This is a genomic window from Rathayibacter sp. KR2-224 (assembly GCF_049446075.1).
Classification (GTDB): Bacteria; Actinomycetota; Actinomycetes; order Actinomycetales; family Microbacteriaceae; genus Humibacter.
Window position 1 is genome coordinate 1,474,272 of sequence record NZ_JBMSEB010000001.1, and the last position, 14,582, is coordinate 1,488,853.

Here is a 14,582-nt window from a genome sequence, read left to right on the forward strand (position 1 = left end):
GGTCCGCGTTCGTGCGCTCTCCACTGACGAGTGTGTCGACCCCTCCGCCGGCGTTGCCGCTGCCGTCGCTGCCGCCGGAGCTCTGCTCGCCGGCCGCGCCGCCTGCCGAAGCAGTCGCCTGTGCGGTGGTGGACGACGTGCCGAAGGCGTTCAGTGCGAGATCGCCGCCTGCGGTGATCGAACGCGCGGTGGTCGCGCTCACGCCATGGTCGGCAAGCGTGAGCGCGAGTCCGACACCGACGGCGGCCGTGCTCGACCCGGACGCCACGGCACCTGCCGCAGTGGATGCCGTCGCGTGCTGTGTCGCGGTCGCGGCGAACGCGCCGGAGAGGGAGAGCGGAGCAGCCCCTGACGTAATCTGCACCGTCGTGGTCACCGTGGAGAGCGTGACGGCGACGGCCGGGGTTGCCGTGACGCTTCCCCCAGAGGCCCCCATCTTCGCCTCGGTCACCGCGTCGTCGGTCGCCGTGCTGGTCAGTGTGACGTTCCGTGCGCCCATGATGTCGCCCGCGAGCGTCGTCGTCGTCGTGTCGGTTACCAGGTTGAGGGCGACCGAGGCGCCGAAGCCGACGCTCGTCGCCACGACTCCGCCCGGCGTCGGCTCGGCTTTCACGGTGCTGGATGCCGCACTGCCGGCCGTGAGCGTCGCGTCGCCTGACGCGAGCGTCACGCTTCCCGTGAGCGTGGCATCCGTGTGCTGGTTGACGACGGCCAGCGCGAGGGATCCCGCGACGGAGAGCTTGCCGCCGCCCGCGCCGCTCGTGGACTGCGCCCCGTACGTGCTCGTGACGTCGACGCCGGCTGGGGTCTCCGTTGCGCTCACGATGAGTTCGTGCGCGTGCACGGCGGCGCCCGTCGGCAGTTCGGCCTTGTTGTCGACGTTCGCGAGCGTGATGGCGACTGCGGCGCCGATGTTGGCGGTGGATCCGCCGACGGCCGAACCGTCTGCTGTCGTGCCGGCATCCGTGTTCTGGCTCGACGCCAGGGTCACTGCGCCGCCGGCTGTGAGTACGACCGCACCGAGCACCGTCGAGGTGGACTTCACACTGGCGACGACGACCGCGACGGCCGCGGCCACGTTGACCTTGCCCTGCGACGTCGACGCGCTCGGCGTCGACGTTCCGCCGGATGCCGCACCGCCGTTCTGCGTGGCCACCTGGTCGGCGTTCTGCCGCTCGCCCTTCACCTGGTCGTCGACACTCGGCGTGCCCGACCCGTCCTCCTTGGCGCCTGCCGCGGACGCCGTGGCCTGCGCGGCCGACGAGGAGATGCCGGATGCCGTGAGCGAGATTGCGCCGCCCGCCGTGACGGAGCGTGACGCGCTCGCTGTCACGGTGTGGTTCGCGATGGTGAGGGCGAGCCCGATGCCGACCGCAGCGGAAGACGCCCCGCTCACGGCGGACCCGGCCGTCGTGCCGGCCGAAGCGCTCTGGTTGGCGGTGGCCGACAGTGCCCCACTCAACTGCACGAGGGCGCCCGTGCCGATCGTCGCCGTTGTCGTGACCGTGGAGAGCGTGACGGCCACGGCGGGTGCGACCGCTACGCCGCCTCCCGAAGCACCCATCGTCGCGGTCGTGGTGGCGGCATCCGTCGCGTTGACCGCGAGCGTGAGGTTCGCGGCTCCGCTCGACGTCGAACCGTCGGCGACGGCCGCAGAGGTGGCATCCGTCACGATCGCGAGTGCCACGGATGCTCCGACACCGATATTCGACGCCGACACGCCTCCGCCTGTCGGCAGCGCTTGCACGGTGGTGGTCGCAGCGCTCCCTGCGGTCAGCGCGAGATCGCCTCCGGTCAGTTGTGCGGTGCCGGCGAGGGTCGCGTTGGTGGTCTGGTTGACGATCACGAGCCCGAGGGATCCGGCGACGGAGACCTTCCCGCCGCCCGCGCCGCTTGTGGACTGGGCCGTGTAGGCGGACGTCGTGTCGGCCCCGTTGACCGCCTCCGTCGCCGACAGCGTCAACGCGCTCGCGTGCACCGCGGCGTTCTGCGGCAGCGAGGCTGTGTTCGTGACGTTCGCGAGCGTGATCGCAACGGCGGCACCGACCGCGGCCGCTCCCCCGCTGACGGCCGAGCCGTCCGCCGTCGTCGAGGCATCCGCGTTCTGTGCCGAGGTCAGGGCGACGGTGCCGGCTGCCGTGAGCGTGATGCCGGGAACCGTGTCGAGCACTGTGGAAGCCGACGACTGGGTGGCGACCACGATCGCCACCGCGGCGGCGACGTCGACCTTGCCGCCTGAGGTTGCTGCCGACGGCGTGGCGGACGTTCCTGTGGGGGTTGGTCCGCTCGCCGCGCCGCCCGCCTCCGCGGTCTGACCCGCGAAGGCGCGCTGTGTCGACACCTGGTCGTCGACGCCCGACTGCGTGCTGCTGCCGCTGGTGTCGCTCGCCCCTCCTGCCGAGGCCGTCGCTTGCGCCGCGGACGACCAGAGCCCGGTCGACGCGAGCGTGATGTTCCCGCCTGCGCCGATGCTGCGCGCCGCGCGCGCCAGCACCGTGTCGTTCGCGATGGTCAGCGCCACCCCGATGCCGACGGCGGCCGTCGACGCGCCGGTGGCGACGGCTCCGGCCGTCGTCGTCGCGGTCGCCGTCTGCGACGCCGTCGCGCTGAAGTTACCGGTGAGCGACGTCGTGCCGCCGAGCGAGCCGGCCTCGGCCGACGTGGTCACGTTCGTGAGCGTCACGGCGACCGCAGGCGAGGCGGTGACTCCGCCGCCGGACGTGCCCATCTTCGCCTCGGTGGTGGCGGCATCCTTCGCGGTCGCCGTCAACGTGATGCCGTTCGACCCCGTGATGTCGCCGCCGTCCGCGATGCGTGCGATGGTGCTGTCGCCGATGAGGTCGAGGGCGACGGATGCGCCCACCCCGACGGTCCCGCCACTCACGCCTGCCCCTACGGGCTCGGCCTTCACGGTGGAGGCCGAGTCACTGGCGGCGGTCACGACCGCGTCACCGCCGGTCAGTGCGACCGCACCTGCGACCTCGGCGAGGGTGTCGAAGCTCAGGGTCGCGAGCGCGAGCGACCCAGCCACCGAGACCTTGCCACCGCCGGCGCCGCTCGCAGCTTGAGAGGCGAAGGTGTGCGTGGCATCCGCACCGTTGGCCGTCATGGTCGCAGAGACGGTGGCCGAGTGCGCGTGGATGCTGTCACCGGCCGGCAGTACGGCGTGGTTGACGACGTGCGCGTACGTGATGGCGACTCCCGCGCCGATGGACGCGGTACCGGCGGCCACGGCCGAGCCGTCGGCTGACGACGACGCATCGGTGTTCGCGCTGGATGCGAGAGTGACCGCCCCGACGGCAGAGAGGTCCGCACCAGTCACGGCCGGGTCGATGCCCGCGCTCGACGTGGACTCGCCGAGCACGATGGCCACGGCCGCCGCCACGTTCACGCCGCCGTCGCTCGTCGACGCCGACGGCGTTGCTGTGGAGTCCGACTTCGCGCCGCCGTTGTCCTCGGCCGTCGTGTCGGCGAAACCGCGCTGCGCGGTCGCCTGGTCGTCCACGCCGGACCCGCCCGCGCCGCCTGCGCTGCTCCCGTTGTCGGGCGCACCGGCCGCTGAGGCGGTGGCCTGTGACGACGAGGCGGCGATGCCGGATGCCTTCAACGTCAGGTCTCCGCCGGCCTGCAGCGACCGAGCCGTCGTGGCCGTGACCGTGTCGTTCGCGATCGTGAGGGCGAGGCTCACGCCGACCGCCGCAGACGAGGCATCCGAAACGGCGGAACCCGCCGCCGTGGTGGCCGAGGCGTTCTGCGTGGCCGATGCCTGGAACGAACCGGCAGTCGAGATCGTGGAACCGGCGAGCACCGCGGCCGACGTGCCGACGGTCGCGAGCACGATGGCGACGGCGGGCGCAACTGCCGCTCCGCCGCCCGCGGATCCAGACTTCGCCTCGGCCTTCGCCGCGTCAGCCGTGGTCGCAGAGAGCGTGGCGCCCCCCACGCCCGTCACGCTCCCTGCGACCGTCGCAGCCGTCGTGTCGGTGACCACGTCGAGCGAGACCGATGCCCCCACACCCGCCTTCGTCGCCGTCACACCTCCCGACGTCGGCTGCGCCTTCACACTCGAGGTCACGGCACTGGCTGCCGTCACCACGAGGTTCCCACCGGTCAGCGTCACGTCTCCTGCGACCGCTGCCGTCGTGGTCGGTGTCACGACCGCGAGCGCAAGCGAGCCGGCGAGCGAGACGCTGCCGCCGCCCGCGCCGCTCGTCGCCTGCGCGGTCACGGTCGATCCGGTATTGCTGCCGTCGGCCGCCACGGTGGCCGAGACCGTGAGCGAGCCGGCATGCACTGAGTCGCCAACGGGCAGCTCTGCGTCGTTCACGGCATGCAGCAGCGCGATCGCGACGGCCGCGCCGATCACGAGATCCGCGGTCGAGACGGCGGAGCCGTCTGCGGTGGTCGTGGCGTCCGCGTTCTGTGCAGACGCGATCGTCACTGCGCCGGTCGCGCTGAGCACGACGCCTGCCCCGTCCACTGATGCCTTCGCGGTGGGCGTCGCGACGACGACCGCGATCGCCGCCGCGGCATCCACTCCGCCCTGCGATGTCGATGCGCTCGGCGCCGCGGTGGCGGCAGGGCCGGCGTTGCCGGTGTCGGTGGCGAGCTGAGCAGCCGAACCCTTGGCATCCGTCACGCTCGTGTCGACCCCGGTGCCTGCCCCGCCCGACCCGGCCGGTGCGCCAGAAGTCGATGCCGTCGAACTCGCCGTGTTCGCGGCGAGTCCTGTCGCGGTGAGCGAGATCGAAGCGGCCGTCACCGACCGCGCAACGCGGGCGGTCACGATGTCGTCGGCGATGACGAGCGCAAGCCCAGCTCCGACTGCGGCTGTTGCGCCGCCCTGCACGGTGCCGCTGGCCGTCGCGGATGCCGTCGTCTGCTGCTGGGCGGAGATCGCGATGGTGCCCGACGCGGTGAGCGGTGAGCCGCTGCCAAGCGATGCGGTGGTCGTGACGTTGGCCGTGACGACCGCTGAGAACGGCGCGACCGAGACGCCGGTGGATGCTGCACCGTCGTTCGCGACGGCGGTGACGCCGTCTGAGGTGGTCGCCCCCACCGTGACGTCGGTGGCTCCCGTGACGGTGGCGCCGTCGCCGATGGCGGCCGTCGTGGTGTCGTTCTGCAGTGCGAGGGCGAACGATGCGCCGATGCCCGTGGTGGGCGTGCCCGATCCGGTGTCGGCCATGAGTGCCGAGACGGTCGAGGCGACGACTGCGGATGCCTGGGCGGAGAAGGCGCCCGTGAGGCTCACGCTCGGCCCGGTGGCTGCTGCGCCGGTGCCGTTGGAGAGGAGGGAGGCCGAGGTGGTGATCGTCGCGGACTGGATGGCGACGGATCCTGCGACCCCGAGTGTGCCGCCGCTGCCTGCGCCTGCTGTGGCTGTGGTGGCGATGCGGTCGGTGCTGTCGGCGGTTCCTGAGGCGTTGGTGGGGCCGACGCCTGCTGTGAGGGTGAGGGAGGTGGATTGGATGGTGCTGGCCGGTCCGACGTTCGCTGTGACGGCGATGTCGGCGAGCGTGATCGCGACGGCTGCCGCGATGCTCGTTCCGCCGCCCGGAGGTGCGCGGGTCGACGGTCCGCCCGACGCGCTCGTCGCAACGGACACGTTGTCCGTCGCGGCCAGGCTCACTCCGTTGGCGATGATGGTGACGCCGTCCACCGATGCGTCGGCGCCCGCGCTGTGCACGGTGATCGAGACGGCGGCGGCAACGCTCACGGTTCCGGCCGGTGTCGCGGGCTGGCCCGGTCCCGGGCTGTCGCCGCTTCCACCGGCGCCGCCCGGCAGCGCGCCGCCCGTGGCGGGCGCTTCGGAATCGGCGAAGGTGCGTGCCCCGGTGGCGAGCGTTGCGGGTGAGGGATGCTGCGCGGCATTCGTTCCCGCGGCTCCCGTGCTCGACGCGGTCGCCGTCGTGACGACGGCCGATGCCCCGTCTGCGGTCAGGCTGAACGTGCCGGCCGCCGTCACATCGCGATGAGTCGTCGCCTGCACGAGGTGGTTGGCGTACGTCTGTGCGACCGCGACGCCGAGTGCGCCGTCGCCCTGCGCCTCGCCGGTCGCGGTGGTCGACACGCTCGCCACCTGGTGGGCTGTCGCGGTGTAGTCGCCAGTGAGCACGAGTGCGGGACCGGACTGGCTGTCGGCCGTCGTCGTCACGTTCGACGTGGTCAGTGCGTACACCGGGGCCAAGGCGACGTCGGCGGAGAACGCGCCGCCGTGCGCTTCGGTCGTGGCCGGCGACGCGGCATCCGCCGCGATGGTCAGGTTGTGAGCACCGTTCAGGGCCGAGCCCGTGGCGAGCCCGGCCGCCGTGGTGTCGTTGATCACGTTGAGCGCGACGGATGCCCCGATCCCGGTCGCCGCACCTCCCGCGTCCGTGCCTGGTGCTGCCTTGGCCGTGTTGGTGTCGTTCGAGCGCGCCACAAGTGCGATGTCTGCCGCCTGACCGGTTCCGCTGAACGAGACGGGACCGCCGCCTGCCGCTACCTGAGCCGTCGTGTTCAGCGTCACCACGTTGATGGCGACCGCCCCGGCCACTCCGACGTCCTGCGCCCCGCCTGCACCTGATGTCGCGCTCGCACCGAAGGTGTTCGTCGCGCCGTCGGCCGCCGGCTTGGTGATCGCCTCGACGTTCACCGTTGGCGTGGTCGCCGCGGGTGCCGAGAACGTGGTGCCCGAGATGTGTGCGTCGGTCGTTGCGTCGACGTGGTTGACCGCGACGGCGACGCCGACGCCGTTCGGGTCGCTCGCGGCAGCGCTGCCGTCGGCTGAGGCCGACGAGCCGCCCCGGTTGCCTGCGTGCACGTTTATCGGCGAGGCACCGCCCGGGCCGCTCGCATCGGTCACGGCGATGACGAGGCCGCCTCCGATGGGTGCGATGTAGGCGTGCGTCGACTGCTGCACGTCGGAGTACGCGAGCGCTCCGGCAACGTCGATCGTGCCGTCCGGCGCCTTGGCCGTGCCATCGGTGCTGCTGGCCGGCGACGAGTCGTTCTGCGTCGCGCCACCCGGGCTCGCTTTCGCGACCGTGACGACCACATTGTCCGAGTCGGCGGAGACGTCCACACTGCCGGCGCTGACGCCCAGGCTCGAGTCGCTGTCGATGTAGGCGGCCGTGTTGCTCGTCACCCTCGTCACGCCGATGCCTGCTCCGGCCGTCGCCGCCGTCGCATCGGCAGTCGTGGTGACCGTCGTGCTGTTCGCGGCGACGAGGGAGAGCGCCCCGCCCGCCGTGACGTTCGCCGTGTCGCTGACGCGCGTCGTTGCGGTGCTCGCGATGCTCGCGGTCGCGACCGCGGCATCCGTCGCCGAGCTGGCACCGGATCCGGTGGAGGTGACGGTGGCGGTCACGGTCGACGAGCTCGCGAGCCGCACGGCTCCGAGTGCGTCGAGCACGGCGGCGCCGATCACGGAGACGAGTGCTGTGGATGCCGCGCTCAGCACGTTCTGTCCGACGACCGGCGTTCCCGATGGAGTCTGAGTCGCCGTCGCCGTCAAGGTGATCGAGTTGCCGTGGATGGTTGCGCCGTCGACGACGACGGAAGCCGATGCCGGCGAGCCGGTCTCGGCATCCGTCGCGGCGAACATCACGTCGGCGGCGGATGCTCCTGAGCGGGTATCGATCGTGATGCCGGTTGCGACCGTGATCGTCGCGGCATCGATCTCGAGGCGGGCGCCCGGCAGGAACAGGTTGCCGGTGACCGTGACGGTGATGCCACTCGCCGTCGCCTGGATCGTAAGCGATCCGGTCGGGATGTCGATGGTCTGCGTTTCCATCGCCGGCGAGCTGACGATGATGTGGCCGGCGCCGTCCGAGGTGACCGTGACGGTGTCGTTCGCCGTCGACGGGTTGACCACCACGTCGGCGACGCCAGTGATGGTCACCGGCTCGAGTCCCGTGTAGCGGATCGTGCTTCCGCCGAGCGAGACGGCGCCGCTCGACGGGTCGCTCGGAGTGGACACCGCCCGACCGCCGCTCCCGTTCACGACGAGCGTGTCGTATCCGCCGGCGCCGCCGTCGACGATGCCGTCGACCGAGCCGGCGGATGAGAACACGAACGTGTCCTTGTTGCCGGATGCCCCACGCAGGTTCGTGAAGCCGCTGAAGCTCTGCACTCGGCCCGCCCCGCTACCTGAGCTGGTACCCGTCGCGGCGGTGCCCGTGGCCTGCGTTGCGATGGTGCCGGTGCCGTGACCCGTGACGTTCCAGGTCGTGTCGGCCGCCGGGCCGTGCAGGTTCGCGCCCTGTCCGGAAGCGACGATGGTCTGCGCCCCCGCGTAGCTGACTCCGGCGAGCCCCGACGATGCGACGGTGCCGGACGAGGTCGAGTCGGCGGTCCAGTCGAGGTTGTTCCCGATCACGGCGACGGTGTCGGCGCCCGAGCCGGTGAAGGTGATCGGCACCGTCACGGGATCTGCCGACGTGTCGATGGTCAGCGTCATGGCGTTGCCGCCTGCACTGCGGATGTTCGCCGACACGAGCGAGCTCAGCGGAACCCTGGTGAGCACCCCGCCGTCGTCGATCACGAAGTCGGCACCGTCGACGTAGACCCGAACGCTGTGTGCCGCGCTCGTCGTGTCGGCGGTGTACGTGTACGCGCCGGACGTGGTCGACGCAGCGGCCGCGGTCTGCGTCGCCGAGCCGGTCGCCGCCGCGCCGGCAGTTGCCGTGCCGTTCGCCGCCGTGCCCGTCTGCGCCGTGCTCGCCGCGTCGGCCGCGGTGCCGGTTGCTGCTGCGCCAGCGGATGCTCCGGCTGCGGAGCCCACCACATCGGGAGTACCCGAGTCAGCAGCGCCCGTGCTGGTCGCATCCGTTCCGGATGCGCTGGACCCGGCTGCACCGGTACCCGACGAAGCGTCGCTCGATGCCGGCGTCGATGCCGGCGAGGTCGACGTGTCGCTTCCGGAAGCCGCGGCGCCCGAGTCCGACGCACCCGAGTCAGACGTGCCCGAGTCCGAACTCGACGCGGCAGGTGCGGGGGCGCCCGTCGCGGAGCCGTCGGACGCCGGAGCCGACTGCGTGTCGGTCGCCCGGGCGGTGGTCGATTGGGTAGTGGTCGACTGGGTTCCGGCGTCTTGCGTCGCGGTGCCCTGAGATCCCGTGTCGTCGAAGGCGAAGCCTGTGCCGAGCGATGACCCCTGGCCGCCGTGGATGACGGTGCCGCTGTCGCCGGACGACGGAGTGGGTGTCGGAGTGCTGCTCGATCCGGGGTCGGGGGTGGACGTCGGGTCGGGAGTCGGCGTGGGGTCCGAAGTCTGCGTCGGAGTGGGGGTCGGCGTGGGCGTGGGCGTGGGGGTCGGCGTCGGCGTGGGCGTCGGCGTCGAGCCGCCTGTCTGCGTCGAACCGCCGACCGTCGCTGGTCCGGTGGTGCCAGGACCGCAGACGAGGGTGCTGCTCGAGGTGCTCGTCGACGACGAGCTCGTGACCGTGCCGGTTGCGGGATCCACCGTGGTCGTGGGTGTCTGCGTCGGTGCCGAGCCGTTGGTCATGTGGCAGTTCGAGCCGTACGGCGACGACGTCTGAGCCGGCTGCTGCGTGATGGTCGCGGTCACCGGCTGCCGCGCCTTCGCGAGTGCTGCGAGCAATGCGGCGAGGATCGACGGGTTGAGCTGCTGGCTCACGCTCGTGGTCTGCGGTGCCGGTGTGGAAGCATCCGCCGGTGCTGGTGCTTGCGAGGTGGATGCCTGTGCCTGGCCCGGCGCTGGCTCGGACACCTGCGGAAGCGTCACGCGCACGGTCACGGTGCGCTGCGTTGTCGGTGAAGACGCCTGTGCCGGCGCTCCGATCACGACGGATTGTGCAAGGGCGAGGGCGAATGCCGCGATCACGGCGGCGAAGACCAGGCCCAGTCGTCGGCGCAGTCGTGGAGGGCGCGCGAGAGAGCTTCTCGAACCAGAGACCCGGTTCGCTCTCGTTGGCATACCCCGTGCCACGCCTCAACCCCGAACTGCCCGTCCGTTCGCAGCGCCCCGAAACGCCTCGACCCGGACGGTCGACACGGGTGACGCTAGACCCGGGCAGCACCGGGTGCAACGAATATTCTGGGCGCCGTTCCGGCGACCGCCTGCCGCCGTCGGCTCCTCTGCCGCTCGTGGCGCGCGCTTGAGCGGATCTTGCGAAATCGCCGTCTCGTGGTCCAACCCCGAAGAGGGGGTGAGCGGTTCGGCTGCGTTCCGCACCCATACTGCTCATATGAGCACTCCGCCAAGACGGGCAAGAGTGCCCGACGGCAGTCGCCGTCCGCGGCCGAAAGCGCTTTCTCGCCCCTTTTCAGCGCAAGAAGTGCCCCCTTTTCAGTGGAAGAAGTGGCGCTCTCCCGTGAGGTACATGGTGACGCCCGCGGCCTTCGCAGCATCGATCGAGAGCTGGTCTCGAATGGATCCGCCCGGCTGCACGATGGCCTTCACGCCAGCCTGAATCAGGATCTCGGGGCCGTCCGGGAACGGGAAATAGGCATCCGATGCAGCGACCGATCCGACGGCCCGTTCGCCCGCGCGCTTGACCGCGAGGTCGCACGAATCGACGCGGTTCACCTGGCCCATCCCGACCCCGACGGATGCCTCCCCCGAGGCGAGCAGGATGGCGTTGGATTTCACCGCGCGGCACGCGGTCCAGGCGAACTCGAGGTCTGCCAGGGTGGCCGCGTCGGCCGGTTCGCCTGCCACGAGCGTCCACTCGGATGCCGGTGCGAAGTGGTGGTCCGCCACCTGCAGGAGCATGCCTCCGGAGAGCTGCTTGACCTCAGCGACCGGTGCCTGGAAGCCGGGCTGCAGCTTGAGGATGCGCAGGTCTTTCTTGGTCTGCAGCAGCTCGAGCGCTTCCGGCTCGTAGTCGGGTGCGACGATGACCTCGGTGAAGATCGGCTTGACGGACTGCGCCATGGCGAGTGTGACGGTGCGATTGGCCGCGATGACGCCGCCGAACGCGGAGGTGGGGTCGCACTCGTGTGCTTTGCGGTGGGCATCCGCTATGTCGTCGGAGACGGCGATGCCGCACGGGTTGGCGTGCTTGATGATGGCGACCGCGGGTCGTTCGAAGTCGAATGCGGCGCGTAGTGCGGCGTCGGCGTCGACGTAGTTGTTGTACGACATCTCTTTGCCGCCGAGCTGCTCCGCCTGAGCGATGCCGTTGCCTCCAGGCGATTCGAACAGTGCGGCGGGCTGATGGCTGTTCTCCCCGTAGCGGAGGGATGCCTTCCGCTGCCAGGTTGCTCCTACCCACGCGGGCAGTTGCGCGCCCTCGGCGTCGTCCGCATCGTCGGGCGCGAGCACGTTGCCGAGCCATGATGCGACGGCAACGTCGTAGCCGGCGGTGTGCCGGAATGCGTCGCGGGCGAGCTGTGTGCGGAGGGCGAGCGTCGTACCGCCCGAGGTGATGGCATCCGCCACGTCCTCGTACCGCGACGGGTCGACCACGACGGCGACGTTCGCGAAGTTCTTCGCCGATGCCCGCACCATCGCGGGACCCCCGATGTCGATCTGCTCGACGATCTCGATCGGCTCGGCTCCCGACGCCACGGTCTGTGCGAACGGGTAGAGGTTCACGACGACGAGCTCGAAGGGGCGGATGCCCAGCTCTGCCAGCTGCGTCTCGTGATCTTCGAGGCGCAGGTCGGCGAGCAGGCCTGCGTGCACTGCGGGATGCAGGGTCTTGACGCGTCCTCCGAGCGACTCGGGGAATCCCGTCAGCTCGGAAACGTCGGTCACGTCGATGCCGGCATCGCGGATGGTGCGCGCCGTGTTGCCTGTCGAGACGAGTTCGACGCCAGCCCTGTTCAGCACGGTGGCGAGCTCCACGATTCCGGTCTTATCCGTGACGGAGAGCAGAGCCCGACGCACCGGGATGACGTTGCGTTCGCGATAGAGGCTCGGGTCGGCTGCGTGGGCGGCGCTCATGCTGTTGCCAGTTCCTTCAGGTCGATGTGTCCGTTGGCGATGTCGAGAACGGCCTGTATGAGAAGGCGGCGCTCCACGATCTTGATGCGCTCGTGCAGCCCGGCTTCGGTGTCGTCGGACAGCACGGGTACGCGCTCCCGGGCGATGATCGGACCGGTGTCGACTCCGTTGTCGACGATGATCACGCTCGCCCCGGTCTGGCTGACGCCGGCTTCGACGGCATCCCGCACGGCGTGCGCACCAGGGAATTCGGGCAGGAACGCCGGATGCGTGTTGATCATGTTCGGGCTGAGCGCTTCGACGACCCGCGGTGGGAACAGCCGCATGAATCCGGAGAGAATGACCAGGTCAGGGGCCCATTGCGTGATCTGCTCGAGCATGGCGTCGCCCCACTCGGCCCGGTCGTCGAATGACGAGAACGCGACGGTGAACGTGGGGATGCCGAACTCCTCGGCGACCTCGAGGCCTCCCGCGTCGTCGCGGTCGCTACCTACGGCGACCACGCGTGCCGGGAACTGCGCATCTTCGGATGCCTCGAGCAGCGAACGCAGGTTGGATCCCTGGCCCGAGACCAGCACGACGAGCGACAGCACGCGTCAAGCCTACCGGCGGCGGGCGGCCGTTCCGCGCGGATGAGCGGAAGGTGCCGGGCGGCAGAGCGGGAGAGCGGGAGGTGCTGGGCAGGAGCGAGTGCGGGCGACGACGCGGCTGGAGAGATAAACACACACATCACGTGCGATGCGGGATGCGCCTCATGCTGCGCCGAGAGCGCTGCGCCGAGAGCGCTGCGCCGAGAGCGCTGCGCCGATCGCGCTGTGTCGATCGCAAGAGGAGAGCAGGGCGAGAGAAGGGCGAGAGCAGGGCGAGAGGATCCCCGAGGCGAGAAGACGGAGCGAGACGACCGAGACGACAAGAGCGAGACAAGCTGACCGAGACGACAAGACCGAGACAAGCTGACCGAGACGACAAGACCGAGACAAGCTGACCGAGACAAGCTGACCGAGAGGACAAGGCCAGACGCTCCCACCGTCATGTGCGCATGACGGTTGTGGTGGTCTTCTTTCCTGGTGGTGTGAGGGCGCGGGATTTGGTGGTGCGTCGCCATTGTCGTGTGCGGTCGATCCACACCGGTGGTCGTACGTAGGGGATGCCGTCGTGGATGGTGATCTGCCATCCGGAGGTGTCGATGGTGTGGTGGTGGTACCAACACAGCAGCACCCCGTTGTCGGTGTGGGTGGGTCCACCGCGGGACCATTCTTGGACGTGGTGGATTTCGCACCATCCGGCGGGAATTGCACAGCCGGGGATGGTGCAGCCGCCGTCGCGGAGGCTGATGCCGCGGCGTTGTTGTGGGGTGAACCCGCGTTCCGGGGACCCTAACGCGATCAGACGTCCGCCCGGGCTGAAGTACCCTTTCTGCACCCCGCCGGTGCAGATGAACTGCTTCACCGTACCGATCGAGACAGGTTCTGGGATTCCGTCGATCCACCCCGCACCGGTGCCTGAGGTGAGCTCGTCGGCGGATACGGACACCAGCACGGTGGGGGCAGCACCGCCGATGGTGGGCATGTCGGCGCTGCGGGAGGCGGCATCCAGGATGCTGATCAACGCGTCATGCCGTTGCTGCGCCGGGGTGCGGGGATCCCCGGACACCAGCGCTTCGGCGTGTTGTTCGGGGGTGAGGAAGCGGCCGGTGGTTTTCGGGGACAGGAACGCATCCAACAACCGGTCCAGTCTGCCGGCCAGTTCCGGAATTGCCGCCAACCGGTACACCGACACGTCCCCCCGGGTCCCGGTTTTGCTGAACCCGCGGTGCAGCATCGCTGCCGCCTCCCGCGGTGCCACACCATCCGGATCCAGGGCAACCTGCCATTGCAGGGCCTGCACTCGCGTCTGGTCCGCGGTGAACGGGGTGATGCGTTCCCCGGTAGCCGTGTCGACCCCGAGCACACATCCGACCAGGGCGTGTTCGGCCGCCTCGAGCAGCACTGGTTCTGCCCGGTTCTCCACCGCACCAAGGCAGCTGATGATCACAGCAGCGGCGTCAACACCGATTTCGCCGTCGCCCATCGCCTCGGCGACAGCTGGGAACTTCCCCGGCAGGGCGTCGCCCGTCAGCGTCTGCCGGCCGCGAACCCCAGCCCCAAGGCGGCATCGTTGCACGGCGGTGCGTTCGGCGACCTGCGTGACCCGGGCGATCAACTCGTAGGCGGTGCGGCAGCCATGCTTGGCCGACAACCGGTCGGACCCGAGCACGGGGCGGGAGCGTTCTGCTGCTTCGGCCGCCACCGCCACCCGCAGCGCATCCACGGTACGACCGAGGTTCTCGATCGCCGCCATCGCCGCCAACAACACCGCATCACTGAGGGCGGGAACCTCGTCAACGGTCACCGTGGCACGAGCAGCAGCAGTGACTGCTTCCAGCTGTTCGGTGATCTCGTTCATGGTTCCACCCAACCACCACCCACCGACAATCCCGCAAACAAACCCCAGATCAACCCCTGTTTCCTGTGGACAACGATGCGAGCCAGTGGGCTGTGGAGGACAAGACGTCGAGCGGTCGTGGGTGGACTGGACGTCGGCGGACTCGACGTCGGCGGACTCGCCGACACGACTTTCATGGACTCGAGATGCCACGAGGTTAGGCGGACGACCGCGCAAAGACGTTCTGGACGAAGGGCGCACA

At 70.2% G+C, this 14,582-nt stretch carries 4 protein-coding genes (1 of these 4 only partly in view); all 4 read right to left on the reverse strand.

What is annotated here, in order from left to right; genetic code table 11:
* Positions 1-9,922 carry the 5' end (the start) of a beta strand repeat-containing protein gene (locus ACO2Q7_RS06740; RefSeq protein WP_423354838.1) on the reverse strand. Its footprint begins 23,267 nt before the window's first position, so the window shows 9,922 of its 33,189 coding nt (coding positions 1-9,922); the start codon lies at positions 9,920-9,922; its stop codon lies off the left edge, out of view.
* A 372-nt stretch (positions 9,923-10,294) separates the two neighbouring features.
* Complete coding sequence (gene purH, locus ACO2Q7_RS06745; protein ID WP_423354839.1) at positions 10,295-11,896, reverse strand: bifunctional phosphoribosylaminoimidazolecarboxamide formyltransferase/IMP cyclohydrolase; 1,602 nt, start codon at positions 11,894-11,896, stop codon at positions 10,295-10,297.
* Positions 11,893-12,489, reverse strand: coding sequence for a phosphoribosylglycinamide formyltransferase (purN, locus tag ACO2Q7_RS06750; RefSeq protein WP_423354840.1), 597 nt, complete (start codon positions 12,487-12,489; stop codon positions 11,893-11,895). Before purN ends, purH begins: the two co-directional genes overlap by 4 nt.
* Positions 12,490-12,925: 436 nt before the next feature.
* The gene (locus ACO2Q7_RS06755; protein ID WP_423354841.1) at positions 12,926-14,341 is read right to left on the reverse strand and encodes a DUF222 domain-containing protein; all 1,416 of its coding nucleotides are present in this window, start codon (positions 14,339-14,341) and stop codon (positions 12,926-12,928) included.
* Positions 14,342-14,582: the final 241 nt, after the last annotated feature.

Bases quoted from the DNA above. Each gene is read 5' to 3' on its own strand.
- ACO2Q7_RS06755 (WP_423354841.1), bottom strand. From the start codon at position 14,341: ATGAACGAGATCACCGAACAGCTGGAAGCAGTCACTGCTGCTGCTCGT.
- purH (WP_423354839.1), bottom strand. From the start codon at position 11,896: ATGAGCGCCGCCCACGCAGCCGACCCGAGCCTCTATCGCGAACGCAAC.